Origin of the sequence: Pseudomonas frederiksbergensis, assembly GCF_003732705.1 — a bacterium.
GTDB classification, from domain to species: Bacteria; Pseudomonadota; Gammaproteobacteria; order Pseudomonadales; family Pseudomonadaceae; genus Aquipseudomonas; species Aquipseudomonas frederiksbergensis_F.
On sequence record NZ_MOBR01000005.1, the window covers coordinates 20,104 to 44,456 of the forward strand.

The 24,353-nt window shown below is 58.9% G+C and carries 22 protein-coding genes; 3 read left to right on the plus strand and 19 right to left on the minus strand.

Going from position 1 to position 24,353, the window contains the following annotated elements; genetic code table 11:
* Positions 1-10: 10 nt before the first annotated feature.
* The 14 genes from nuoF to BK667_RS03930 all read right to left on the minus strand — a co-directional run bounded on the left by nuoF (position 11) and on the right by BK667_RS03930 (position 16,114).
* Positions 11-1,366: an NADH-quinone oxidoreductase subunit NuoF gene (nuoF, locus tag BK667_RS03860; protein ID WP_123508916.1), complete on the minus strand. Its 1,356-nt coding sequence runs from the start codon at positions 1,364-1,366 to the stop codon at positions 11-13.
* Positions 1,363-1,860, minus strand: coding sequence for an NADH-quinone oxidoreductase subunit NuoE (gene nuoE / locus BK667_RS03865; RefSeq protein ID WP_123403073.1), 498 nt, complete (start codon positions 1,858-1,860; stop codon positions 1,363-1,365). The genes nuoF and nuoE overlap by 4 nt, the downstream gene beginning before the upstream one ends.
* A gap of 2 nt (positions 1,861-1,862) precedes the next feature.
* A complete protein-coding gene (gene nuoC / locus BK667_RS03870) occupies positions 1,863-3,647 on the minus strand; it encodes an NADH-quinone oxidoreductase subunit C/D (RefSeq protein WP_054053672.1) in 1,785 nt (594 codons plus the stop codon).
* A gap of 72 nt (positions 3,648-3,719) precedes the next feature.
* Positions 3,720-4,394, minus strand: coding sequence for a NuoB/complex I 20 kDa subunit family protein (locus tag BK667_RS03875; RefSeq protein WP_008146035.1), 675 nt, complete (start codon positions 4,392-4,394; stop codon positions 3,720-3,722).
* A 10-nt stretch (positions 4,395-4,404) separates the two neighbouring features.
* Positions 4,405-4,818, minus strand: coding sequence for an NADH-quinone oxidoreductase subunit A (locus BK667_RS03880; RefSeq protein ID WP_003223812.1), 414 nt, complete (start codon positions 4,816-4,818; stop codon positions 4,405-4,407).
* A 636-nt stretch (positions 4,819-5,454) separates the two neighbouring features.
* Entirely contained in the window at positions 5,455-6,780 is a 1,326-nt protein-coding gene (aceA, locus tag BK667_RS03890; RefSeq protein WP_123403070.1) for an isocitrate lyase, read from the minus strand.
* Positions 6,781-7,279: 499 nt separating this feature from the next.
* A complete protein-coding gene (locus BK667_RS03895; protein WP_123508919.1) occupies positions 7,280-8,041 on the minus strand; it encodes a secretin N-terminal domain-containing protein in 762 nt (253 codons plus the stop codon).
* A 235-nt stretch (positions 8,042-8,276) separates the two neighbouring features.
* Positions 8,277-8,702 (minus strand): GNAT family N-acetyltransferase, encoded by a 426-nt coding sequence (locus BK667_RS03900; RefSeq protein ID WP_054053668.1) that lies wholly within the window; start codon positions 8,700-8,702, stop codon positions 8,277-8,279.
* Positions 8,695-9,864 (minus strand): ribosomal protein uL16 3-hydroxylase, encoded by a 1,170-nt coding sequence (locus BK667_RS03905; protein WP_123596827.1) that lies wholly within the window; start codon positions 9,862-9,864, stop codon positions 8,695-8,697. The genes BK667_RS03900 and BK667_RS03905 overlap by 8 nt, the downstream gene beginning before the upstream one ends.
* A gap of 86 nt (positions 9,865-9,950) precedes the next feature.
* Positions 9,951-11,321, minus strand: coding sequence for an adenylosuccinate lyase (gene purB, locus BK667_RS03910; RefSeq protein WP_054614119.1), 1,371 nt, complete (start codon positions 11,319-11,321; stop codon positions 9,951-9,953).
* Positions 11,322-11,447: 126 nt separating this feature from the next.
* Positions 11,448-12,071 (minus strand): high frequency lysogenization protein HflD, encoded by a 624-nt coding sequence (gene hflD / locus BK667_RS03915; RefSeq protein WP_054053662.1) that lies wholly within the window; start codon positions 12,069-12,071, stop codon positions 11,448-11,450.
* Complete coding sequence (gene mnmA, locus BK667_RS03920; protein ID WP_123508920.1) at positions 12,068-13,213, minus strand: tRNA 2-thiouridine(34) synthase MnmA; 1,146 nt, start codon at positions 13,211-13,213, stop codon at positions 12,068-12,070. Before mnmA ends, hflD begins: the two co-directional genes overlap by 4 nt.
* A gap of 59 nt (positions 13,214-13,272) precedes the next feature.
* Positions 13,273-13,719 carry an NUDIX hydrolase gene (locus tag BK667_RS03925; RefSeq protein WP_123596828.1) on the minus strand — a complete coding sequence of 149 codons (447 nt, stop codon included), beginning with the start codon at positions 13,717-13,719 and terminating at the stop codon, positions 13,273-13,275.
* Between the two features lie 169 nt (positions 13,720-13,888).
* A complete protein-coding gene (locus tag BK667_RS03930; protein ID WP_123508922.1) occupies positions 13,889-16,114 on the minus strand; it encodes an NADP-dependent isocitrate dehydrogenase in 2,226 nt (741 codons plus the stop codon).
* A 492-nt stretch (positions 16,115-16,606) separates the two neighbouring features.
* On the opposite strand from BK667_RS03930, the gene icd reads away from it, so the two are divergent.
* Positions 16,607-17,863: an NADP-dependent isocitrate dehydrogenase gene (icd, locus tag BK667_RS03940; protein ID WP_010458895.1), complete on the plus strand. Its 1,257-nt coding sequence runs from the start codon at positions 16,607-16,609 to the stop codon at positions 17,861-17,863.
* Between the two features lie 64 nt (positions 17,864-17,927).
* Here the strand turns inward: icd and BK667_RS03945 are convergent, their stop codons facing one another.
* Positions 17,928-18,218 (minus strand): cold shock domain-containing protein, encoded by a 291-nt coding sequence (locus BK667_RS03945; protein WP_123509053.1) that lies wholly within the window; start codon positions 18,216-18,218, stop codon positions 17,928-17,930.
* 225 nt (positions 18,219-18,443) lie between these two features.
* On the opposite strand from BK667_RS03945, the gene clpS reads away from it, so the two are divergent.
* Together clpS and clpA are read left to right on the plus strand one after the other, a co-directional pair.
* Complete coding sequence (gene clpS, locus BK667_RS03950) at positions 18,444-18,827, plus strand: ATP-dependent Clp protease adapter ClpS (RefSeq protein ID WP_034146919.1); 384 nt, start codon at positions 18,444-18,446, stop codon at positions 18,825-18,827.
* Positions 18,828-18,857: 30 nt separating this feature from the next.
* Positions 18,858-21,128: an ATP-dependent Clp protease ATP-binding subunit ClpA gene (gene clpA, locus BK667_RS03955; protein WP_123508924.1), complete on the plus strand. Its 2,271-nt coding sequence runs from the start codon at positions 18,858-18,860 to the stop codon at positions 21,126-21,128.
* A gap of 225 nt (positions 21,129-21,353) precedes the next feature.
* Here the strand turns inward: clpA and infA are convergent, their stop codons facing one another.
* The 4 genes from infA to trxB form a co-directional block, all read right to left on the minus strand.
* Positions 21,354-21,572: a translation initiation factor IF-1 gene (gene infA, locus BK667_RS03960; RefSeq protein ID WP_002553999.1), complete on the minus strand. Its 219-nt coding sequence runs from the start codon at positions 21,570-21,572 to the stop codon at positions 21,354-21,356.
* 111 nt (positions 21,573-21,683) lie between these two features.
* Positions 21,684-22,391: an arginyltransferase gene (locus BK667_RS03965; RefSeq protein WP_123508925.1), complete on the minus strand. Its 708-nt coding sequence runs from the start codon at positions 22,389-22,391 to the stop codon at positions 21,684-21,686.
* Positions 22,392-22,449: 58 nt separating this feature from the next.
* On the minus strand, positions 22,450-23,130 hold the full coding sequence (aat, locus tag BK667_RS03970; protein ID WP_123508926.1) for a leucyl/phenylalanyl-tRNA--protein transferase: 681 nt from the start codon (positions 23,128-23,130) through the stop codon (positions 22,450-22,452).
* 64 nt (positions 23,131-23,194) lie between these two features.
* Positions 23,195-24,154, minus strand: coding sequence for a thioredoxin-disulfide reductase (gene trxB / locus BK667_RS03975; RefSeq protein WP_123596829.1), 960 nt, complete (start codon positions 24,152-24,154; stop codon positions 23,195-23,197).
* Positions 24,155-24,353: the final 199 nt, after the last annotated feature.

Below are 24,353 nucleotides of genomic sequence, written 5' to 3' on the forward strand. Positions count from 1 at the left end.
TTTTAAGCGTTTACGCGCCGACTACGATCGGCCTCGCCAGAGGCGGGACGGCGGCGCTGACAGGCGCGATGCCGGCTTCGAACTCCGAGCGGAAGTATTTGATTGCGCTGCCCAATGGCTCCACGGCGCCCGGTGCGTGAGCACAGAAGGTCTTGCCCGGGCCAAGGAAACCGACCAGACCCAACAGGGTCTCGATATCGCCGGCTTGCCCTTCACCGTTCTCGATCGCGCGCAGCAGCTTGACGCTCCACGGCAAACCGTCACGGCAAGGGGTGCAGAAACCACAGGATTCGCGGGAGAAGAACTCTTCCATGTTGCGCAGCAGGGACACCATGTTGACGCTGTCGTCCACCGCCATGGCCAGGCCGGTACCCATCCGGGTGCCCACTTTGGCGATGCCGCCGGCGTACATTTGTGCGTCCAGGTGTTCCGGCAACAGGAAACCGGTACCGGCGCCGCCTGGTTGCCAGGCCTTGAGCTTGAAGCCGTCGCGCATGCCGCCGGCGTAGTCTTCGAACAGCTCGCGACCGGTGACGCCGAATGGCAGTTCCCACAGGCCCGGATTCTTAACCTTGCCGGAGAAGCCCATGAGCTTGGTGCCCATGTCTTCACTGCCTGGGCGGGCCAACGATTTGTACCAGTCCACGCCGTCGGCAATGATTGCCGGGACGTTGCACAGGGTTTCAACGTTGTTCACGCAGGTCGGCTTGCCCCACACGCCAACGGCGGCAGGGAAGGGCGGCTTGGAGCGCGGGTTGGCGCGGCGGCCTTCCAGGGAGTTGATCAGTGCAGTTTCTTCACCGCAGATGTAACGCCCGGCGCCGGTGTGGACGAACAGCTCGAAATCGAAGCCGCTGCCCAGGATGTTCTTGCCCAAAAGGCCTGCTGCCTTGGCTTCTTCCACGGCACGGTTCAGGTGCTTGGCGGCGGTGGTGTATTCGCCGCGCAGGAAGATGTAGCCACGGTAGGTTTTCAGCGCGCGAGCACTGATCAGCATGCCTTCGATCAGCAGATGGGGCAGTTGCTCCATCAGCATGCGGTCTTTCCAGGTGTTCGGCTCCATCTCGTCCGCGTTGCACAGCAGGTAGCGGATGTTGATGGATTCGTCTTTGGGCATCAGGCCCCACTTCACGCCCGTGGGGAAGCCTGCACCGCCGCGACCTTTAAGGCCGGCATCTTTCACGGTCTGGACGATGTCGTCCTGGGCCATGTCGGCGAAGGCTTTGCGCGCAGCGGCGTAACCGTTCTTGGCCTGGTACTCGTCGAGCCACACGGCCTCGCCGTCATCGCGCAGACGCCAGGTCAGCGGGTGAGTCTCGGCCGAACGCTTGATGCGGTTGGCAGGACCGAAGGAAGTCAGGGTCATACGTAGCCCTCGAGCAATTGGGCGACGCCAGCAGGCTGCACGTCACCGAATGTGTCGTCGTCGATCATCAACGCCGGCGCCTTGTCGCAGTTGCCGAGGCAGCAGACCGGCAGCAGGGTGAAACGACCGTCGGCGGTGGTTTGACCCAGGCCGATGCCGAGCTTGCTCTGGATTTCGCTGACCACGGACTCGTGGCCGCCGATGAAGCAGACCATGCTGTCGCAGACGCGAATGATGTGACGGCCGACTGGCTGACGGAAGATCTGGCTATAGAACGTCGCCACCCCTTCAACGTCGCTGGCCGGAATGCCGAGGATCTCGCCGATGGCGTAGAGCGCGCCGTCAGGCACCCAGCCACGTTCCTTCTGGACGATCTTCAGGGCTTCGATCGACGCCGCGCGCGGGTCTTCGTAGTGATGCAGCTCGTGCTCGATGGCCGAGCGCTCGGTTTCACTCAAGGTGAAACGGTCTGTCTGGATAAGCGTGCTGTTCATGCTTAGCGGTCCACGTCGGCCATAACGAAATCGATACTACCCAGGTACGCGATCAAGTCCGCGACCATGCTGCCTTTGATCACCGAAGGGATCTGCTGCAAGTGCGGGAAGCTTGGGGTACGAATCCGGGTGCGGTAGCTCATGGTGCCGCCATCGCTCGTCAGGTAATAACTGTTGATGCCCTTGGTCGCTTCAATCATCTGGAAGGATTCGTTGGCCGGCATGACCGGGCCCCACGAAACTTGCAAGAAGTGCGTGATCAAGGTCTCGATGTGCTGCAGCGTGCGTTCTTTCGGTGGCGGCGTGGTCAGCGGGTGATCCGCCTTGTACGGGCCTTCCGGCATGTTGCGCATGCACTGCTCGATGATCTTCAGGCTCTGGCGCATTTCTTCGACGCGCACGATGCAACGGTCGTAGGCATCGCCATTGGCCGCCAGCGGGACTTCGAACTCGAAGTTCTCGTAGCCCGAGTATGGACGTGCCTTACGCAGGTCGAAGTCGCAACCGGTCGAACGCAGGCCAGCACCGGTGACGCCCCATTCCAGGGCTTCTTTGGTGTTGTAGGCAGCGACGCCGATGGTCCGGCCTTTGAGGATGCTGTTGTCGAGCGCGGCTTTCTGGTACTCGTCCAGACGCTTCGGCATCCACTCGACGAAGTCTTTCACCAGTTTTTCCCAGCCGCGCGGCAGGTCGTGGGCGACGCCACCGATGCGGTACCAGGCCGGGTGCAGACGGAAACCGGTGATGGCTTCGATCACCGTGTACGCTTTCTGGCGGTCGGTGAAGGTGAAGAACACCGGAGTCATGGCGCCGACGTCCTGGATGTAAGTCCCCAGGAACAGCAGGTGGCTGGTGATCCGGAAGAACTCGGCCATCATGATGCGGATGACGTCGACCTTCTCGGGCACCTTGATGCCGGCCAGCTTCTCGACCGAGAGCACGTACGGCAGGTTGTTCATCACGCCGCCGAGGTAGTCGATACGATCGGTGTACGGGATGAAACTGTGCCAGGACTGACGCTCGGCCATCTTCTCGGCACCACGGTGGTGGTAGCCGACGTCCGGCACGCAGTCGACGATCTCTTCACCGTCCAGCTGCAGGATGATGCGGAACGCACCGTGCGCGGAAGGGTGGTTAGGACCCAGGTTGAGGAACATGTAGTCCTCGTTCGCCCCGGAACGCTTCATGCCCCAGTCTTCAGGCTTGAAGCGCGCGGCTTCTTCCTCAAGCTGTTGCTTGGCCAGGTTCAGGGTGAACGGGTCGAATTCGGTGGCGCGGGCAGGGAAGTCCTTGCGCAGCGGGTGACCTTCCCAGGTCGGCGGCATCATGATGCGGGTCAGGTGCGGGTGACCTTTGAAGTCGATGCCGTACATGTCCCAGACTTCACGCTCGTACCAGTTGGCGTTCGGCCAGATGCTGGTGACGGTCGGCAGGCTGAGGTCGCTCTCGGACAAGGCGACCTTGATCATTACGTCACTATTACGTTCGATCGACATCAAGTGATAGAACACAGTGAAGTCGGCGCCGCTTGGCAGCCCTTGACGCTTGGTGCGCAGACGCTCGTCCACGCCGTGCAGGTCATAGAGCATGACGTACGGCTTGGGCAGATTGCGCAGGAAGGTCAGGACTTCGACGAGTTTGGCGCGGGCAACCCAAAGCACCGGCATGCCGGTGCGGGTAGGCTGGGCGGTGAACGCCTCGGGGCCAAAACGGTTGTTCAGTTCGACGACCACATCCTGGTCGTCTGCCTTATAAGGCGGGATGTACAGAGCACTGCCTGTAGTCATGGTTATTTATCGCTTTCGGTCAACGTAAAGAATGAAGCCAGTGTCTCGTTCTATAAAAGAAGCAGAGCTGGATCAGACTTCGTCGGGGCTGCGCAGGTTGGTGACTGCGATTCGCTGTTCGCGGCGCTGTTCCTTTTGCGAAGGCATCTCGGCGCGGTACACGCCTTGATCACCGACGACCCAGGAAAGCGGACGACGCTCCTGTCCAATCGACTCCTGCAAGAGCATCAAGCCTTGCAGAAAAGCTTCAGGACGGGGCGGGCAGCCAGGCACGTAGACGTCCACGGGTAGGAACTTATCCACCCCTTGAACGACGGAGTAGATGTCGTACATGCCACCGGAGTTGGCGCACGAACCCATGGAGATAACCCATTTAGGTTCGAGCATTTGCTCGTAGAGACGCTGAATGATCGGCGCCATCTTGATGAAGCAGGTACCGGCGATAACCATAAAATCCGCCTGACGCGGCGATGCCCGGATAACCTCGGCGCCAAAGCGCGCGATGTCGTGGGGCGCCGTGAAGGCGGTGGTCATTTCCACGTAGCAGCACGAAAGACCGAAGTTATACGGCCACAGGGAGTTCTTGCGCCCCCAGTTGATCGTGCCGTTAAGCACGTCTTCGAGCTTGCCCATGAAGATGTTTTTGTGAACTTGATCTTCTAACGGATCGGAAACGGTTTCCCGCTCGCCAATCGGATACTGCTCGTTAGGAGCATCGGGGTCGATCCTGGTGAGATTGTATTGCATTGCCAAAGCCTCATTGTTTCAGCTTCGCCTGCCGCTTGCGACGAGCTTCCGGAGCCCAGTCAAGGGCGCCCACTCGGAACAAGTAGACAAGACCTGCCAACAGAATTGCTATGAAAACGAGAGCTTCGACGAATCCGGTCCAGCCGCTTTCGCGGACGGACACAGACCAGGCAAAGAGAAAGAGGGCTTCGATATCGAAGATCACGAAGAGCATCGCGACCAGATAGAATTTGGCTGAGAGCCGCAAGCGGGCGCCACCTGTAGGTAGCATGCCGGACTCGAACGGTTCGTTTTTGCTGCGGCCCCAGGCTTTTGACCCGAGGAGGCTGGAAACGCCAAGCATGAAGGCGCAAAGGCCGACAACGCCCAGAAGGAAAATGGCAAAGCCCCAGTTGTGGGCCATGAGTCCTGTCGCTTCGGGCATGCTGGTAATCCTTAACAGAGAGCAAAGGTCTCTGAGCTTGAAAAGAAACAAAGCAGTGACGATATGTCGCAGCAATCAATCGCGGTGATTTTATGGCACAACACCGTGCAAGTAAAATTCCTATAGCGAAATTATTTATAGGAATAAGGACATAGCCCACCTCCAAAGCCCTGTAGCCCATGCGGTGCGGGCATTAGCAGGCTTTTCATCAATTATGTTTTGTAGGGAATGTAACGAACATAGTTGCGTCTAAATGATAATCAATATTGTTTGGCTCGGTTTTTAAACTATTTAGCGGGTGAGTGGGTGGGAAGTTGTCTTATATAGCCGTTACTGCAAGTAGCAGCGGCGCTCGTTTTAGCGCATTTTTCTGATCGCGGGACCGCTCTGGATCAATGTTTTGTCTCGTGGCGCCACCGTCACCTGTGGGAGCGGGCTTGCTCGCGAAAGCGGTGGGTCAGTCGACATCAATGTTGAATGTTCAACCGTATTCGCGAGCAAGCCCGCTCCCACAGGGGATTTGTGGTGGTCCGGTAAAACGCGGGCAAAAAAAACGCCCCGAACCAGTCGGGGCGTTAGTTGTGCGACGTTGCGGTTAGCTTTCTATCGGGTCCGCAACGGCCGTTTGCTCAGGTATCAGTGGAACTGTTCTTCTTCAGTCGAACCGGTCAGCGCGGTCACCGACGACGAGCCTCCTTGAATCACGGTGGTCATGTCGTCGAAGTAGCCAGTGCCCACTTCCTGCTGGTGAGCCACGAAGGTGTAACCCTTGGCAGCGTCAGCGAACTCTTGCTCTTGCAGCTTCACGTAGGCAGTCATGTCGTTGCGGGCGTAGTCGTGCGCCAGGTTGAACATGCTGTGCCACATGTTGTGAATGCCGGCCAGGGTGATGAACTGGTGCTTGTAGCCCATGGCGGACAGTTCGCGCTGGAACTTGGCGATGGTCGCGTCGTCCAGGTTTTTCTTCCAGTTGAAGGAAGGCGAGCAGTTGTACGACAGCAGTTGGTCCGGGTATTCCTTTTTGATCGCTTCGGCGAAGCGACGAGCCTCGTCCAGATCCGGCTTGGCGGTTTCGCACCAGATCAGGTCGGCGTACGGCGCGTAGGCCAGGCCGCGAGCGATGGCCTGGTCGAGGCCGGCGCGTACTTTGTAGAAGCCTTCCTGGGTGCGTTCGCCAGTCACAAATGGCTGGTCGTACGGGTCGCAATCGGAAGTCAGCAGGTCAGCGGCGTTAGCGTCGGTACGGGCCAGGATGATGGTCGGTGTACCGGCAACGTCAGCCGCCAGGCGAGCAGCGGTCAGCTTTTGTACGGCTTCCTGGGTCGGAACCAGTACCTTGCCGCCCATGTGGCCGCATTTTTTCACGGAAGCCAGTTGGTCTTCGAAGTGAACGCCGGCGGCGCCTGCTTCGATCATGCTTTTCATCAGCTCGTAAGCGTTCAGTACGCCGCCGAAACCGGCTTCAGCGTCAGCCACGATTGGCGCGAAGTAGTCGATGTAGCCTTCGTCGCCCGGACCTTTGCCGGCTTTCCACTGGATCTGGTCAGCACGACGGAACGAGTTGTTGATGCGCTTGACTACGGTTGGAACCGAGTCCACCGGGTACAGCGACTGATCCGGGTACATCGATTCGGCGGAGTTGTTGTCCGCAGCAACCTGCCAGCCCGACAGGTAGATCGCCTGGATACCGGCTTTGACTTGTTGTACAGCTTGGCCGCCGGTCAGGGCGCCCATGCAGTTGACGAAATCTTTCTCAGGACGGAAGGACGGGTGGGCACCTTGGGTGACCAGGTTCCACAGCTTCTCGGCGCCCAATTTTGCAAAGGTGTGCTCGGGTTGAACCGAGCCGCGCAGGCGGACGACGTCAGCAGCGGAGTAAGCGCGTGTCACGCCTTTCCAGCGTGGGTTTTCAGCCCAATCTTTTTCGAGGGCTGCAATTTGCTGTTCGCGTGTCAGTGCCATGGAGATAAACCTCGTCGCATAGGTCTTGGGTGGAAAATTCCTGCTCCTGCCGGTTACGCCTATCAAGGAAGCGTAAAAGGCTGCTCGCTGACCAGAAGCTTAGGCGGTCAAGTCGGATTTGGCGGGGATGGCGACGGGATGAACGATGGGCTCGAGGGGAAGTGAGCAGGTAAGGGCGGACTGGCGGGCGCATTCGGGCGTCGTGGGCCTCTATACGAACTTCAGTGTGGTGCCGGGTTACCTAATTACGCTTCCGTCCCTCGGGACAACTTCGTTCCAGTCGGCAACCTCGTCAAACACACCTTGTGGGCGGTACAGACACGAATCGGCTTGCGGGGTAGATGCAGGCGGCGACTCGAAGGCCCTTGCCAGGGCCCCTGATTAGCGGGAGCGAGGCCATCATGCCTTTGCTTTTTTGGCTCGTCAAACGTTTTGTAGTGCTTTTTTTCAAGCACTACATCTTTAGTCTAATACGACTCATCAGTCAGTTTTTGGTGCTTTAGTCCAGGGTGTCGACTTTCACCCGCAAGGTCATGTCATCCCGGCCCTGAGTAGAGTAGCTGCGGGTTTGGCCCTGTTTGTCGGCCTGAGTCTGGCGATTCACGCCGGCCAGGGTGATCCACTCGCCCAGGCGCCCCGTGACAGTTGTGTCGGTACTTTGCACATTCACTACATCTGGACGTTCCTGGCTCATGCGGTCACGATTGGTACTGATCGCCAGGTGAACGATGTCGCCGGTGACGCTGGCAGTGACGTAGAAACCCTGAGTGACGTTGCGATACTCGGTCTGACTTTGCAGGCGACCGTAGGTGTCGGTCTGCGTACTGGTCAGCGGCACGCTTTGGCCGACCTGGATCAGCGCCGGCGCACCTTCGCTGGCCTGCACCTGCTGTATGCCGCCGTCACGGCTGTCGGTGCTGCGATTGATGATGCGGGTCTGGCTGGGTTTGGCGCCGTTAACCGAGTAGCCCTGATCACCCTGGAAGTTGTTTTCGTTGGTGTCGACAGTGATCAGCAGGCGCTTGGGCGCAGTGTCGAGTTGAGCGAGGAATGACTTAAGTTCGTCGATCTTGCCGGGTTCGGCGTTGACGATCAGTTGATTGCCGTAGGCGCTGACCTGGCCATCCTTGCCGATAAAATTCTGCGCCACCGGCAGCATGTCAGCGCTGGTGCGGTAGTTCAGGGGCACGATCTCGGTGGCGGCGGTGACCGAAAAACTGCAGGTCAGCAGCAGCGTGGTGAGCAAGGTGCGTAGGGACATGTCCGTTATCTCCGCTTTCGAAAGGCTTGATATTGCCAGTTTGTCGGCCCGGGGTGGGGCAAGTTGAATCGTAGACAGCAAAACGCCCCGGCATCCGAGGATGGCGGGGCGTGATCGTTCCCACGCTCCGCGTGGGAATGCAGCCAGTGACGCTCTGCGTCACCTGCCGCGATGGGGCGCGGAGCGTCCCGAGAGGCATTCCCACGCAGAGCGTGGGAATGATCAGTGCGGGGTATCAAGCCGAATGCCGCACCATGTCCACATGCGGAATCCCTGCTTCCAGGAACTCCTCACTGACCAAGCTGAAACCCAGACGTTCATAGAACGCCGTGGCCTGCACCTGCGCACTCAGCATCTGCTGCTTCAATCCGCGTTTCTCGGCTTCACCGATCACCGCTTGCATCAGCGCATCGCCGACTTTCAAACCGCGCCAGTCCTTGAGCACTGACACCCGGCCGATGTGACCATCGGGCAGCAGGCGGGCGGTGCCAATTGGAAAGTCGCCTTCGAAGGCCAGAAAATGCACCGCTGTTGCGTCATCAGCATCCCATTCCAGTTCAGGCGGAACGGATTGCTCGGCGATGAACACCGTCTCACGAATGCGCCGTATCTCGGCGATATCCTTCTGCCAGTCTGCGACACGAACGTGGATTTTATTCATCAGCAAACCCCAGGCTGCCTTGCTTGACCAGCTCGCACAGCAGACCGCGGCCGTCTTCGTCGTTCAGCCAGTCACCGAGGTTGTCGGTGTGCAAGGCATCGGCAGCGCAGATCAATTTCAGCAGCTCGCGCAGTTTGCCTGGCAGGTAACGGCTCTGACCGCTGGCGAACAGCAGCAGGTCGTCATCGACTTCGGACCAGGCCATGCGCGCGCTCGGGTTGCGGATCAGCACAGCGCCTTGTTCCAGGCTGGCGAGGAAGTCTTCTTCTTCGATTTCCTCCGGACCGACCACCAGTTCCGGGTAGCGCGGCTCGGTCATGTACTGGCCGAACCAGGTCAGCAGCAGGCGCTCGTCGCTCATGTGCTCGGCCAGCAAGGCTTTCAGGCGATCAAGAGCGTCGTGCTGAATCTGGTGCGGATCGACGGCCGGCAGGGCGTCGGCATCGGTGTAGCGCTCTTCGTCCGTCAGGAACTGGCTGAGGAAGTCAGTGAAGTGAGTCAGCACTTCAGAAGCGCTCGGGGCGCGGAAGCCGACCGAGTAAGTCATGCAGTCATCCCCTGCGACGCCGCAATGGGCCAGGCGCGGCGGCAGGTAGAGCATGTCGCCCGGTTCCAGAACCCACTCATCGGTGGCTTCGAAGTCGGCGAGGATACGCAGGTCTGCGTGTGGCAGCAGCTTGCTCTCGGAGTCGCACATCTGGCCGATCTTCCAGTTGCGCTTGCCGTGACCTTGCAGCAGGAACACATCGTAGTTATCGAAGTGCGGGCCGACGCTGCCACCCGGGGCGGCGAAGCTGATCATCACGTCGTCGACGCGCCAGCTCGGCAGGAAGCGGAAGTTCTCCAGCAGTTCACTGACTTCCGGCACGAATTGATCAACCGCTTGCACCAGCAGGGTCCACTCGGTTTCTGGCAATTTGCTGAATTCATCTTCGGCGAACGGGCCGCGACGCATTTCCCAAGGACGCTCGCCATGTTCGATCACCAGGCGCGATTCAACTTCTTCTTCCAGCGCCAGTCCGGCCAGTTCGTCGGGATCGATCGGGCTTTCGAAATCAGGGATCGCCTGGCGGATCAGCAGCGGTTTTTTCTGCCAGTAGTCACGCAGGAATTCGCGCGCCGTGATGCCACCCAGAAGTTGAAGAGGAATATCAGGATTCATGTGTAACCTATTGAAAAAATGCACTTTTCAGACGGGAATAAAAACGCCCGGCGCTGCCGGGCGTCTCAAAAGGGTCAAGCGGTCGATCAGATGCGTTTGGCTTGCTCTACAGCGTTGCCAATGTAGTTCGCCGGGGTCAGCAATTTCAGCTCGGCCTTGGCGGCGGCTGGCATGTCCAGACCGTCGATGAAAGTTTGCAACGCTTCAGGGCTGATGCCCTTGCCGCGCGTCAACTCTTTCAGCTTCTCGTACGGGTTTTCGATGTTATAGCGGCGCATCACGGTCTGGATCGGCTCAGCCAATACTTCCCAGCAAGCGTCGAGGTCGGCAGCGATTTTCTGAGCGTTGAGCTCCAGTTTGCTGATGCCTTTGAGGCTGGCTTCGTACGCGATCACGCTGTGGGCGAAGCCGACACCGAGGTTACGCAGCACGGTGGAGTCGGTCAGGTCGCGCTGCCAGCGGGAGATCGGCAACTTGCTCGCCAGGTGCTGGAACAATGCGTTGGCGATGCCCAGGTTGCCTTCGGAGTTTTCGAAGTCGATCGGGTTGACCTTGTGCGGCATGGTCGACGAACCGATTTCGCCAGCGATGGTGCGCTGTTTGAAATAACCCAGGGAGATGTAGCCCCAGATATCACGGTCGAAGTCGATCAGGATCGTGTTGAAACGCGCGATCGCGTCGAACAGCTCGGCGATGTAGTCGTGGGGTTCGATCTGCGTGGTGTACGGGTTGAAACCCAGGCCCAGCTCGTCTTCGATGAAGGCGCGGGCGTTTTCTTCCCAGTCGATTTCCGGGTAGGCGGAGATGTGTGCGTTGTAGTTGCCGACAGCGCCGTTGATCTTGCCCAGCAGGGGCACGGCAGCGACTTGAGCGATTTGACGCTCCAGACGGTAAACCACGTTTGCCAGTTCTTTACCCAGAGTGGTCGGCGAAGCCGGTTGGCCGTGGGTGCGCGACAGCATCGGCACGTCAGCGAAACGGATCGCCAGTTCGCGGATGGCTTCGGCAGTCTGGCGCATCAGTGGCAGCATCACGTCATCACGGCCTTCGCGCAGCATCAGGGCGTGGGACAGGTTGTTGATGTCCTCGCTGGTGCAGGCAAAGTGGATGAACTCGCTGACTTTGGCCAGTTCCGGCAGCTTGGCCGCTTGCTCTTTGAGCAGGTATTCAATGGCTTTTACGTCGTGGTTGGTGGTGCGCTCGATCTCTTTGACACGCTCGGCGTGCTCCAGAGCGAAGTTGTCCGCCAAGGTGTTCAGCACCGCGTTGGCTTCGGCGGAGAACGCCGGCACTTCGCTGATGCCTGGGTGAGCGGCCAGGCGCTGGAGCCAGCGCACTTCAACCAGAACGCGAGCACGGATCAGACCGTATTCGCTGAAAATTGGGCGCAGGGCCTGGGTTTTGCCGGCGTAGCGGCCGTCAACAGGGGAAACCGCAGTGAGCGAAGAAAGCTGCATGGGGTGTTCTCGGACAGTCGGGCAACGAAATGGGGCGCGTATCATACATGAAAAAATCCGCCGGTCCGTTGCCAACTGACCGGCGTATTACGCGTTACAGATCTAAAGCGGTGTTGCGGGCGCGGTTCAGCTGCTGCGCATCAGCGGGTAAAGCTCTTTCAGCAACTTGCGACGGCTGATCACCAACTGCCAGCGGTGACCGCCCAGCTGCCGCCACAGGCGCGCCGAACGAATCCCGGCCAGCAACAGGGCGCGGATCTTCGAGGCGTTGCTTGGTTGCTGCAGGTTGCGCATGTCGCCGTGGACCTGGATCCGTTGGCGCAGGGTGCTCAGGGTGTCCTGGTACAACGCGCCGCACGCGGCGATCACGTTCTCGTGGGCTGGCCCGAAATGCTCGACCTGGGATTGAATCTGCGGCAGACGCTTGCCGATCACGCCGAGCATGTCGTCGCGCTTGGCCAGTTGACGCTCCAGACCCAGCATCGCCAGGGCATAACGCAACGGTTCGCGCTGCAAAGTGCTTGGGTCGCGTTCCAGGGCGCCGATCAACGCGCGATAGCCTTCGCGCAGATTGATGTCGTCGCCGCCGTAGACTTCCAGGGTGTCCTTGGGGTCGCGGATCAGCAGACTGCCGAGCATGCAGGTCAGGCCGGCTTCGCTGGTCTGGCCGCTCTTGGCGATCTTGTCCACCAGCACTGCGGCGAGAAACACGCCGCCCAGTGCCGTCAGTTGCTCCTGAGTCGGGCTCATTGTGCCTCGCCTTGAGCAGTGCCTTTGCTGGTCCACGGCTCGGCAATTTCGATCACGCCGCCGCCGAGGCAGATTTCACCGTCATAAAACACCACGGATTGGCCTGGGGTGACCGCGCGTTGCGGGTCATCGAAGGTCGCACGGTAGCCGTTGGCGGTTTTTTCCAGCGTGCACGGCTGGTCGCTTTGGCGATAGCGGACTTTGGCGGTCAATCGGCGTGGTTCGCTCAGATCAATCGGGTTGACCCAATAGATGTCCGAAGCGAGCAGGGCGCGGGAGAACAGGTACGGATGGTCATTGCCCTGGCCGACGATCAGCTCGTTGTTGACCAGGTCCTTGATCAGCACGTACCACGGCTCGTCACTGGCGTCTTTCAAGCCGCCAATGCCCAGGCCCTGGCGCTGACCGATGGTGTGGTACATCAAGCCGTGGTGGCGGCCGATGACTTCACCTTCGGTGGTCTTGATCTCGCCTGGCTGGGCCGGCAGGTATTGCTTGAGGAAGTCGCTGAAGCGGCGTTCGCCGATAAAGCAGATCCCGGTGGAGTCCTTTTTCTTCGCGGTTGCCAGTTCGTGCTTCTCGGCAATCGCGCGCACTTCAGGCTTTTCCAGCTCGCCGACCGGGAACAGAGTCTTGGCGATCTGTTCACCGCCCACGGCGTGCAGGAAGTAACTCTGGTCCTTGTTCGGGTCCAGGCCCTTGAGCAGTTCGGTGCGGCCATCGATGTCGCGGCGACGCACGTAGTGACCGGTGGCGATCAGGTCGGCACCGAGCATCATGGCGTAGTCGAGGAACGCCTTGAACTTGATCTCGCGGTTGCACAGGATGTCCGGATTCGGCGTGCGACCGGCCTTGTATTCAGCCAGGAAGTGCTCGAACACGTTGTCCCAGTACTCGGCGGCGAAGTTGGCGGTGTGCAGCTTGATGCCGATTTTGTCGCACACAGCCTGCGCATCCGCCAGGTCGTCCATGGCGGTGCAGTATTCCGTTCCATCGTCTTCTTCCCAGTTCTTCATGAACAGGCCTTCCACCTCATAACCCTGCTCGATCAGCAGGAGAGCGGAAACGGAAGAGTCCACGCCGCCGGACATGCCGACAATGACGCGCTTCTTTTGTATGTCAGAAGGGGCTGGATCACGCATAGGGATTCAATGAGTGTCTTGAAAAAGGACGCGATTCTAACAGGCCGAAGCCCGCAAGGCTAAAGAGAAGGGCGGATCAGTTCGAGACCGAAGTGTTTACCGTCCAGATAATCATCGATACAACGGATGATCAGCTCACTGCGCCAGTTTGCGCGCTGTGCCAGCAGTTCGTCACGGGTTAGCCACTTGGCGCCGACGATGCCGTCGTCCAGTTGATAGTCGGGGTGGTGTTTCAGCGCTTTGGCGATGAAGCACACTCGCTGATAGGTCACGCCGTTGCTCGGGGCGGTGTAGAGGTAAATCCCCACCACGCCGGTCGGCTCGACGTCCCAGCCGGTTTCTTCAAGGGTTTCGCGCACGGCGGCTTCGATCAGGGTTTCGTCCGGGTCGAGGTGGCCGGCGGGCTGGTTGAGTACCGCTCGTCCGCCCTTGAGTTCTTCGACCATCAGGAAGCGACCGCCGTCCTCGACGATGGTGGCGACGGTGATGTGGGGTAGCCAGGTCATGAATATGCCTCGGAACACTGTAGGAGCAAAGCTTGCTCGCGATGGTATCACTGCGGTGTATCTGCAAGACCGCGGCGCCTGGATCGCGAGCAAGCTTTGCTCCTACAGGTTTGTGGGGGGAAACAGAAACCCCGGCACTGGGCCGGGGCTTCTTTGCATCCTTACAACCTTAAACCAGCGCAGCGATCGCGGCGTTGAAGGTGTTGCTTGGGCGCATGGCCTTGCTGATCAGCTCGGCATTGGCGTGGTAGTAACCGCCGATGTCCACTGGCTTGCCCTGAACGGCGTTGAGCTCGGCAACGATGGTTGCTTCGTTCTCGGTCAGGGTTTTTGCCAACTGGCCAAACTGCGCTTGCAGTGCAGTGTCTTCGGACTGGGCGGCCAGGGCTTGAGCCCAGTACAGCGCCAGGTAGAAGTGGCTGCCGCGGTTGTCGATGTTGCCGACTTTGCGCGATGGCGACTTGTTGTTGTCCAGGAACTGGCCAGTGGCCTGGTCCAGGGTCTTGGCCAAAACCAGGGCTTTAGGGTTGTTGTAAGTAACACCCAGATGCTCAAGGGAGGCAGCCAGGGCCAGGAACTCGCCCAGGGAATCCCAGCGCAGGAAGTTTTCTTCCAGCAGCTGTTGAACGTGCTTCGGTGCCGAACCGCCAGCGCCGGTTTCGAACAGACCGCCGCCATTCATCAGCGGGACGATCGACAGCATCTTGGCGCTGGTGCCCAGTTCCATGATCGGGAACAGGTCAGTCAGGTAGTCGCGCAGTACGTTGCCGGTCACCGAGATGGTGTCCTTGCCTTCGCGGGTGCGCTCCAGGGTGAACTTCATCGCGTCGACTGGCGACATGATGCGGATGTCCAGGCCGGAGGTATCGTGATCCTTCAGGTAAGCCTGAACTTTCTCGATCACCACGCCATCGTGGGCGCGCATCGGGTCCAGCCAGAAAATAGCCGGGGTGCTGCTTGCGCGAGCACGGTTGACGGCCAGTTTGACCCAATCCTGGATCGGCGCGTCTTTGGTCTGGCACATGCGGAAGATGTCGCCGGCTTCAACCGACTGTTCCAGCAAGGTGCGGCCAGCGCCGTCGGAAACCCGAACCACGCCGTTTGCCTTGATCTGGAAAGTCTTGTCGTGGGAGCCATACTCTTCGGCTTTCTTCGCCATCAGGCCAACGTTTGGCACGCTGCCCATGGTGGTTGGATCGAAAGCGCCGTTCACCTTGCAATCTTCGATGACCGCCTGGTAGATGGTGGCGTAGCAGCGATCCGGGATCACAGCCTTGGTGTCGTGCAGTTGGCCGTCAGTGCCCCACATCTTGCCGGAGTCACGGATCATCGCTGGCATCGAGGCGTCGACGATCACGTCGCTCGGCACGTGCAGGTTGGTGATGCCTTTGTCGGAGTTGACCATGGCCAACGACGGACGAACGGCGTAGACCGCCTGGATGTCCGCTTCGATCTGCGCTTGCTGATCGCTAGGCAGGGCCTTGATGCGAGCGTACAGGTCGCCGATGCCGTTGTTCAGGTTGAAGCCGATCTGCGCCAGCACGTCAGCGTGCTTGGCCAGTGCGTCTTTATAGAACTCGGCAACGATCTGGCCGAACATGATCGGGTCGGAGACCTTCATCATGGTGGCTTTGAGGTGAACCGACAGCAGCACGCCTTTTTGCTTGGCGTCTTCGATCTCGGCAGCGATGAAGCTGCGCAGGGCGTTTTTGCTCAGTACGGCGCAATCGAGGATCTCACCGGCTTGCACGGTGGTTTTTTCTTTCAGGACGGTGGCGGTGCCGTCTTGAGCGATCAGTTCGATTTTAACGGCGTCAGCGGCGTCGATCAGGGCCGCTTTTTCGCTGCCGTAGAAATCGCCGGTGCTCATGTGCGCGACGTGGGACTTGGAGTCCGCAGCCCAGGCGCCCATTTTGTGCGGGTGTTTGCGTGCGTAGTTCTTGACCGACAGCGGGGCACGACGATCGGAGTTGCCTTCGCGCAGAACCGGGTTTACGGCGCTGCCCTTGATCTTGTCGTAACGCGACTTGGCTACTTTGTCGGCCTCGGTGGTCACGGTTTCCGGGTAGTCCGGCAGTGCGAAGCCCTGGGCTTGCAGCTCTTTGATGGCTGCTTGCAACTGAGGAACCGAGGCGCTGATGTTTGGCAGCTTGATGATGTTGGCTTCAGGCGTAACGGCCAGGTCGCCCAGTTCGGCGAGGTGGTCGGCTACGGCTTTGTCACCCAATTGCTCGGGGAAGCTGGCCAGGATGCGCCCTGCAAGAGAGATATCGCGGGTTTCCACGGCGATATCAGCGGAGGCGGTGAAGGCCTCTACGATAGGCAACAGTGAATAGGTGGCGAGGGCTGGGGCTTCGTCGGTGAAGGTATAGATGATCTTCGAGCGGGTGGGCATATTCGGATTAACTCTCTTCTTTGCTAGAGCGTGCGCAGAAAACTCGAGGGGCGCCGGGTAAGCGCGTTCGTTCAAAGTCATCCATGAGCCGAATGTCGAGTTTCTTCGCGGTGATGTTGGGTGCATCAGTCGAGCGTCAAGCGGTTGGGTTGCGGTAACAACCCGGCTTCAATCTGGCTGAAAGTCTCGTAATAGAGAGCTTGGCCTTTGTGACCCTTCGGTCAGCGGCGGCATTATACATAGGTAGCTGGCAATCTGCCGATGGTTCATATGCAACGATTCTCGTCCATTGGTCTAAAGGTCGCAGGGGAGTGGGCGGCGTAGAGTCTTGCACCGTGCTTGAGTTTGGCGCTTTTCCCTTTGGTTTCAGGCTTGTAGATCGCGAACTGCACAGCTTTGCGGCAGATGGGTGGAACATAGGGTTTGCGCGCCGATTTAACTGGGGTACGCTCGAACGAAGCCAGATGTTCAATCCAAACAATGGAGTTCAGCATGGGATACAAGAAGATTCAGGTTCCAGCAGTCGGCGACAAAATCACCGTCAACGCGGACCATTCTCTCAATGTTCCTAACAACCCGATCATCCCCTTCATCGAAGGTGATGGTATTGGCGTTGATATCAGCCCGGTCATGATCAAGGTTGTCGATGCTGCTGTTAAGAAGGCTTACGGCGGCGAGCGCAAAATTTCCTGGATGGAAGTCTACGCCGGGGAAAAAGCGACTCAGGTTTACGATCAGGACACCTGGCTACCTCAGGAAACCCTGGACGCAGTCAAGGATTACGTGGTTTCCATCAAGGGCCCTCTGACCACCCCGGTCGGCGGCGGCATCCGTTCGCTGAACGTGGCCCTGCGTCAGCAACTCGACCTTTACGTCTGCCTGCGTCCGGTACGCTGGTTCGAAGGCGTGCCGAGCCCGGTCAAGAAGCCAGGCGACGTCGACATGACGATCTTCCGTGAGAACTCGGAAGACATCTACGCCGGCATCGAGTGGAAGGCCGGTTCGCCGGAAGCGACCAAGGTCATCAAGTTCCTCAAAGATGAAATGGGCGTCACCAAGATCCGTTTCGACGAGAACTGCGGTATCGGCATCAAGCCGGTTTCGCTGCAAGGCACCAAGCGTCTGGCGCGCAAGGCCCTGCAGTATGTGGTCGATAACGACCGCGATTCGCTGACCATCGTGCACAAAGGCAACATCATGAAGTTCACCGAAGGTGCCTTCAAGGAATGGGCCTACGAAGTGGCGGCTGAAGAGTTTGGCGCGACCCTGCTCGACGGCGGTCCGTGGATGCAGTTCAAGAACCCTAAAACCGGCAAGAACGTCATCGTCAAGGATGCCATCGCCGACGCCATGCTCCAGCAGATCCTGCTGCGCCCGGCCGAGTACGATGTCATTGCGACCCTGAACCTGAACGGCGACTACCTCTCCGACGCCCTGGCGGCCGAAGTGGGCGGTATCGGTATCGCGCCGGGTGCCAACCTGTCCGACACCATTGCCATGTTCGAAGCGACCCACGGTACCGCGCCGAAATACGCCGGCAAGGACCAGGTCAACCCGGGCTCGCTGATCCTGTCCGCCGAAATGATGCTGCGTCACATGGGCTGGACCGAAGCGGCCGACCTGATCATCAAGGGCACCAACGGCGCGATCTCCGCCAAGACCGTGACCTATGACTTTCACCGCCTGATGGAAGGCGCGAAGTTGCTGTCTTCTTCCGCGTTTGGTGATGCGCTGATCTCGCATATGTAAGAAGCGAGCCGGCATAAAAAAACCGCCTACGGGCGGTTTTTTCATGACTGGATGAGCGGTTGTGTCAGTGCGATACCTTTTCGTGATGGTCATGATGAGTGGCGGGGTTGGCGGGTTCAGGCGCAACAGGCGCAGCCGTAATCTTCACAGCGTGCAGGCCTTTAGGCCCCTGGACGATCTCGAAATTGACGGGCTGCCCGGCTTTGAGGGTCCTGTACCCGTCCATCTCAATGGCCGAATAATGGGCGAAGAAATCGATGGTATGACCGTCCTCGTCTTTACCTTCCCGGGCATCGGTATTTATGAAACCGAACCCCTTGGCATTGTTGAACCACTTGACCTTGCCGACTGCCATGCTCATATCCCTCTGCAACAGACTCCATCACTGGAGTATCATCCAGTTCATCCGCAGTCGAATCTCATAAATAAGATTGACTCCGCGGACCTTTTTTACCCACTGTGGGCTCTATTGGTTGTAACACCGTTTTCCCGATAGTCAAGGTGACTGGGTAGTCGGAGTTGAAATCGTTGATAGCCGCCCCCACCACTGTATTTGCACAACTGACGAACCTTTCTTTCCATGCATGCAATCAGCCAGATTCGACTAACATTCAATCAGGATCGCCCGACTCTCCAGAAAGATCACCCGGAGGAACACGACGACGATTCCGCAGGCATTGCTGTTCAGGAGGCTAAGCCTGCTTTACAGGCGCCGCCGATGTACAAGGTGGTTTTGTTCAATGATGACTACACACCGATGGATTTCGTCGTCGAAGTGCTCGAGGTGTTTTTTAACCTGAATCGCGAGCTGGCGACCAAGGTCATGCTGGCCGTCCACACAGAAGGACGGGCAGTATGTGGAGTGTTTACCCGCGACATCGCCGAGACTAAGGCCATGCAGGTCAACCAGTACGCCAGGGAAAGCCAGCATCCGCTACTCTGTGAAATCGAGAAGGACGGTTAATCGCCGACCACTTGGGTATGAGGTGAAGCTATGTTAAACCGCGAGCTCGAAGTCACCCTCAATTTAGCCTTCAAGGAGGCTCGTTCGAAACGTCATGAATTCATGACCGTCGAACATCTCCTGTTGGCCCTATTGGATAATGAGGCTGCCGCCACCGTTTTGCGTGCATGCGGCGCAAACCTCGACAAACTCAAGCATGACCTGCAGGAGTTCATCGACTCCACCACGCCGTTGATCCCCGTGCATGACGAGGATCGCGAGACCCAACCCACCCTGGGCTTCCAGCGTGTTCTGCAGCGTGCTGTCTTTCACGTACAGAGCTCGGGCAAACGCGAAGTGACTGGCGCCAACGTGCTGGTCGCCATCTTCAGTGAGCAAGAAAGCCAGGCAGTGTTCCTGCTGAAACAGCAGAGCGTTGCACGCATTGATGTCGTCAACTACATCGCCCATGGCATTTCCAAAGTACCGGGGCACGGCGATCACTCTGAAGGTGAGCAAGATATGCAGGACGACGAGGGCGGTGAGTCTTCTTCTTCAGGCAATCCTCTGGATGCTTATGCCAGCAACCTCAACGAACTCGCGCGCCAGGGTCGAATCGATCCGCTGGTAGGCCGTGAGATGGAAGTCGAGCGTGTCGCGCAGATCCTGGCGCGTCGTCGCAAAAACAATCCGCTGCTGGTGGGCGAGGCAGGCGTGGGTAAAACCGCGATTGCCGAAGGCCTGGCCAAGCGTATTGTCGACAACCAGGTACCGGACCTGCTGGCCAATAGCGTGGTGTACTCCCTTGACCTCGGCGCCTTGTTGGCCGGGACCAAGTACCGTGGCGATTTCGAGAAGCGCTTCAAGGCGTTGCTCAATGAACTGAAAAAACGTCCGCAGGCGATCCTGTTCATCGACGAGATCCACACCATCATTGGTGCGGGTGCCGCGTCCGGTGGCGTCATGGATGCTTCGAACCTGCTCAAACCGTTGCTGTCGTCCGGCGATATCCGCTGCATCGGTTCGACCACGTTCCAGGAATTCCGCGGGATCTTCGAGAAGGACCGTGCCCTGGCACGACGCTTCCAGAAGGTAGATGTGTCCGAGCCCTCGGTCGAAGACACCATCAGCATCCTGCGCGGCCTCAAAGGGCGTTTCGAGACGCACCACGGCATCGAATACAGCGATGAAGCCCTTCGTGCGGCGGCTGAGCTGGCCTCGCGCTACATCAACGACCGGCACATGCCGGACAAGGCCATCGACGTCATCGACGAAGCGGGTGCTTACCAGCGCCTGCAGCCGATCGAAAAACGCGTGAAACGCATCGAGGTGCCTCAGGTCGAGGACATCGTGGCGAAAATCGCGCGAATTCCGCCTAAACACGTCAACAGCTCTGACAGAGAGTTGCTGCGTAACCTTGAGCGTGACCTCAAGCTGACGGTATTTGGTCAGGATGCTGCGATCGACTCGTTGTCGACCGCGATCAAACTGTCCCGCGCCGGCCTCAAGTCGCCTGACAAGCCTGTTGGTTCGTTCCTGTTTGCCGGGCCTACCGGTGTCGGTAAAACCGAAGCGGCACGTCAGTTGGCCAAGGCATTGGGCATCGAACTGGTTCGCTTCGACATGTCCGAGTACATGGAGCGCCACACCGTATCGCGTCTGATCGGTGCGCCTCCAGGTTACGTCGGGTTCGACCAGGGCGGTCTGCTGACCGAAGCCATCACCAAGCAACCGCACTGCGTATTGCTGCTCGATGAAATCGAGAAGGCGCATCCGGAAGTCTTCAACCTGCTGTTGCAGGTCATGGACCACGGTACGCTCACCGACAACAACGGGCGCAAGGCGGATTTCCGTAACGTGATCGTCATCATGACGACCAACGCCGGCGCCGAAACCGCAGCCCGCGCTTCGATCGGTTTCACCCATCAGGACCACTCGTCCGATGCGATGGAAGTGATCAAGAAGAGCTTCACGCCAGAGTTCCGCAACCGTCTGGACACCATTATCCAGTTTGGTCGCCTCAGTCATGAGGTCATCAAAAGCGTGGTGGACAAGTTCCTTACCGAGCTTCAGGCGCAGTTGGAAGACAAGCGCGTGCAGCTGGAAGTTACCGACGCAGCGCGCAGTTGGCTGGCGGCAGGTGGCTACGACTCGGCAATGGGTGCTCGACCAATGGCGCGTTTGATCCAGGACAAGATCAAGCGTCCCCTGGCCGAAGAGATCCTCTTTGGCGAACTGGCCGACCATGGTGGTGTGGTTCACATCGACCTCAAGGACGGCGAGCTGACCTTCGAGTTCGAGACCACGGCAGAAATGGCCTGACGTTAACCGCAACAAAGCAAAAGGCGCCGAAAGGCGCCTTTTTGCTGTCTGGAGAACAGCGAAGATTGATCGTTCCCACGCTCCGCGTGGGAACGCAGCCCGGGACGCTCCGCGTCCCCTCAAGAGTCGAACGCGGAGCGTCCGTAGAGGCATTCCCACGCGGAGCGTGGGAACGATCCGCACACAAAAACGCCCGGCATAACCGGGCGTTTTGTATTGACTTGATTAACGAGCGCGGTAAGTAATGCGCCCTTTGCTCAAGTCATAGGGCGTCAGCTCGACGCGCACTTTGTCGCCGGTAAGAATACGAATGTAGTTCTTGCGCATCTTGCCGGAAATATGCGCGGTTACGACGTGCCCATTTTCCAACTCCACACGAAACATGGTGTTGGGCAGGGTGTCGACGACAGTGCCTTCCATTTCGAAGCTGTCTTCTTTCGACATGCAGTAAAGCCCTCGGTATCCAATGAATGGCCCGGTGCAACTGCGCCAGGCAAAAGCGGCGTGCATTGTGCCCGAAAAATGGGGTTTACGCCAAGGGGTTTACGGATTGCCTTAGTTCAGGATGACCCAGCGCTGATTAATCAGCAGTTCGATGGGGCGATACTGGGTCTTGTAGTTCATCTTTTTGCAGTTCTTGATCCAGTAGCCGAGGTAGACCGCTTCCAGTCCCAGCCGCTGGGCTTCGGCGATTTGCCAGAGAATTGCGTACCGCCCGAGGCTGCGATGGTCCTCGGCGGGCTCATAGAAGGTGTAGACCGCTGACAGGCCGTTGGGCAGCAAATCGGTCACTGCCACTGCCACCAGCCGTCCGTCGAGACGAAACTCGTAGAACCGGGAGAACGGCAGGTCACGCACCAGGAAGGTCGAAAACTGATCGCGGCTCGGCGGGTACATGTCGCCGTCGGCGTGACGCTGTTCGATGTAGCGCTGATAAAGATCGAAATACTCTTCGCTGAAACCAGGCCGGGCAGGGCGAACCTGCAAGTCGGCGTTGCGCTTGAAAATGCGCTTCTGCTGACGGTTGGGCGAAAACTGAGCCACTGGAATGCGCGCCGGTACGCAGGCGTTGCAATTCTGGCAATGAGGCCGGTAGAGATGATCGCCGCTGCGACGGAAACCCATTTCCGACAGATCTGCGTAGACATGCACATCCATGGGCTGGCTAGGATCGAGAAACAGGGTCGTGGCCTGCTCCTCGGGCAGATAACTGCAAGAGTGGGGCTGAGTGGCATAGAACTTCAAACGCGCCAACTCGGTCATGATCAACCCTCGGGAATAAGCTTTTAAGTTAAGTGTAAGCCACCCGCGCAAAAGTCGCTCAGCAAACCCAGTTGGCGCCGCTGGGCTGATCCAGGTGCCGCGCCAGGTAGCCGGCAAACTCGTTGCGCGGTATCGCTCGGGCACCGAGACTGTGCAAATGGTCGGTGGGCATCTGGCAGTCGATCAGCACAAAGCCTGAGTCTTTCAGATGGCGCACCAGTGTGGCAAAGCCATATTTGGAGGCGTTGTCGGCGCGGCTGAACATCGATTCGCCGAAAAACAGCTGACCCATGGCCAGGCCATACAGGCCGCCGACCAGTTCGCCCTGGTCCCAGACTTCTACCGAATGGGCGAAGCCGCGCCGGTGCAGTTCCAGGTAGGCGTCCTGCATCGCTTGGGTGATCCAGGTGCCGTCGGCGTAATCCCGTGGCGCGGCGCAGGCTTGGATGACTGCGGCAAAATCCTGATCGAGGGTCACTTGATAGCGTTGTTGGCGCAGCAGTTTGCTCAGACTGCGGGACACGTGCAGTTCGTCGGGAAACAAAACCGTGCGCGGGTCCGGCGACCACCAGAGAATCGGCTGGCCTTCGGAAAACCAGGGAAAACAGCCGTGGCGATAGGCCTGGACCAGTCGATCGGCGGACAGGTCACCGCCCGCCGCCAACAGGCCGTTGGGATCGCGCATGGCTTTTTCCAGGGGTGGAAAAGTCAGGGTGTTGCGTTGTAACCAAGTCAGCATGGCATCCGGGCTTGCAGTAGGGGAGGGCGGTGGCGGGCAACGGGGCCCACCGTAAAGTAGAACGTCAAACCACAGGAATATCGTCGAGGTATTTCTCGGCGTCCAGTGCGGCCATGCAGCCGGCTCCGGCAGAAGTTACGGCCTGACGGTAAACGTGATCGGCCACGTCACCGGCGGCGAACACGCCCGGGATCTCGGTGGCAGTGGCATCACCCTCATTGCCGCCCTTGATCAACAGGTACCCGTCACGCATCGCTAACTGGCCCTGAAACAGGTCGGTATTGGGCTTGTGGCCGATGGCGATGAACACGCCGGCCAGTGGCAGCTCACGGGTTTCACCGGTATGGCTGTCGCGCAGGCGGGCACCAGTCACGCCGCTGGCATCGCCCAGCACCTCATCGAGGTTCTGGTTCCAGTGCAGGCGAATATTGCCGTTGGCGGCTTTCTCGAACAGTTTGTCCTGAAGAATCTTCTCCGAACGCAACTTGTCCCGTCGGTGTACCAAATGGACTTCCTTGGCAATGTTCGACAGGTACAGTGCTTCTTCAACGGCTGTGTTGCCGCCACCGACCACCGCGACCACCTGATTGCGGTAGAAGAAGCCGTCACACGTCGCACAAGCCGAAACCCCTTTGCCGGCGAAGGCCTCTTCCGAGGGCAACCCCAGGTATTGCGCCGAGGCGCCGGTGGCGATAATCAGGGCGTCGCAGGTGTAGGTGCCGCTGTCGCCAATGAGTTCGAAAGGGCGCTGCTGCAACTTGGCGGTGTGGATGTGGTCGTAAACGATCTCTGTGTCAAAGCGCTCGGCGTGTTTTTGCATGCGTTCCATCAGCGCCGGGCCAGTGAGGCCTTCGACGTCGCCGGGCCAGTTGTCGACTTCGACGGTGGTGGTGAGCTGGCCACCTGCCTGTATGCCGGTAATGACGACGGGTTTGAGGTTGGCGCGGGCGGCATAAACGGCGGCGCTGTAACCGGCAGGGCCGGAACCCAGAATGATCAGGCGTGAATGCTTAGCTTCGCTCATAAAAACACCTCATAAGCCTTTGTCACAAAAGAGAATGCGTGCTCAAATTGAACCGTGTGTCATGTGCTTTTGGCTATGCTACACCCAAGGGCGGCAAGCATGGCATCGGGCGAACAAACCCGTACAATGCCTGCTTGTAACAGCGCTTGTAATAAAAAAGCAGTGCCTGCCCTGTTTTGAAACACCGGGGTGCAGTGTT

Bases quoted from the DNA above. Each gene is read 5' to 3' on its own strand.
- icd (WP_010458895.1), top strand. From the start codon at position 16,607: ATGGGATACAAGAAGATTCAGGTTCCAGCAGTCGGCGACAAAATCACC.
- mnmA (WP_123508920.1), bottom strand. From the start codon at position 13,213: ATGCGTGATCCAGCCCCTTCTGACATACAAAAGAAGCGCGTCATTGTC.
- nuoE (WP_123403073.1), bottom strand. From the start codon at position 1,860: ATGAACAGCACGCTTATCCAGACAGACCGTTTCACCTTGAGTGAAACC.
- BK667_RS03900 (WP_054053668.1), bottom strand. From the start codon at position 8,702: ATGAATAAAATCCACGTTCGTGTCGCAGACTGGCAGAAGGATATCGCC.
- BK667_RS03875 (WP_008146035.1), bottom strand. From the start codon at position 4,394: ATGCAATACAATCTCACCAGGATCGACCCCGATGCTCCTAACGAGCAG.
- clpA (WP_123508924.1), top strand. From the start codon at position 18,858: ATGTTAAACCGCGAGCTCGAAGTCACCCTCAATTTAGCCTTCAAGGAG.
- purB (WP_054614119.1), bottom strand. From the start codon at position 11,321: ATGCAGCTTTCTTCGCTCACTGCGGTTTCCCCTGTTGACGGCCGCTAC.
- aat (WP_123508926.1), bottom strand. From the start codon at position 23,130: ATGCTGACTTGGTTACAACGCAACACCCTGACTTTTCCACCCCTGGAA.
- aceA (WP_123403070.1), bottom strand. From the start codon at position 6,780: ATGGCACTGACACGCGAACAGCAAATTGCAGCCCTCGAAAAAGATTGG.
- hflD (WP_054053662.1), bottom strand. From the start codon at position 12,071: ATGAGCCCGACTCAGGAGCAACTGACGGCACTGGGCGGCGTGTTTCTC.
- BK667_RS03945 (WP_123509053.1), bottom strand. From the start codon at position 18,218: ATGGCAGTCGGCAAGGTCAAGTGGTTCAACAATGCCAAGGGGTTCGGT.
- infA (WP_002553999.1), bottom strand. From the start codon at position 21,572: ATGTCGAAAGAAGACAGCTTCGAAATGGAAGGCACTGTCGTCGACACC.
- clpS (WP_034146919.1), top strand. From the start codon at position 18,444: ATGCATGCAATCAGCCAGATTCGACTAACATTCAATCAGGATCGCCCG.
- trxB (WP_123596829.1), bottom strand. From the start codon at position 24,154: ATGAGCGAAGCTAAGCATTCACGCCTGATCATTCTGGGTTCCGGCCCT.
- nuoF (WP_123508916.1), bottom strand. From the start codon at position 1,366: ATGACCCTGACTTCCTTCGGTCCTGCCAACCGCATCAAGCGTTCGGCC.
- BK667_RS03930 (WP_123508922.1), bottom strand. From the start codon at position 16,114: ATGCCCACCCGCTCGAAGATCATCTATACCTTCACCGACGAAGCCCCA.
- BK667_RS03965 (WP_123508925.1), bottom strand. From the start codon at position 22,391: ATGACCGAGTTGGCGCGTTTGAAGTTCTATGCCACTCAGCCCCACTCT.
- BK667_RS03880 (WP_003223812.1), bottom strand. From the start codon at position 4,818: ATGCCCGAAGCGACAGGACTCATGGCCCACAACTGGGGCTTTGCCATT.
- BK667_RS03895 (WP_123508919.1), bottom strand. From the start codon at position 8,041: ATGTCCCTACGCACCTTGCTCACCACGCTGCTGCTGACCTGCAGTTTT.
- BK667_RS03925 (WP_123596828.1), bottom strand. From the start codon at position 13,719: ATGACCTGGCTACCCCACATCACCGTCGCCACCATCGTCGAGGACGGC.
- BK667_RS03905 (WP_123596827.1), bottom strand. From the start codon at position 9,864: ATGAATCCTGATATTCCTCTTCAACTTCTGGGTGGCATCACGGCGCGC.
- nuoC (WP_054053672.1), bottom strand. From the start codon at position 3,647: ATGACTACAGGCAGTGCTCTGTACATCCCGCCTTATAAGGCAGACGAC.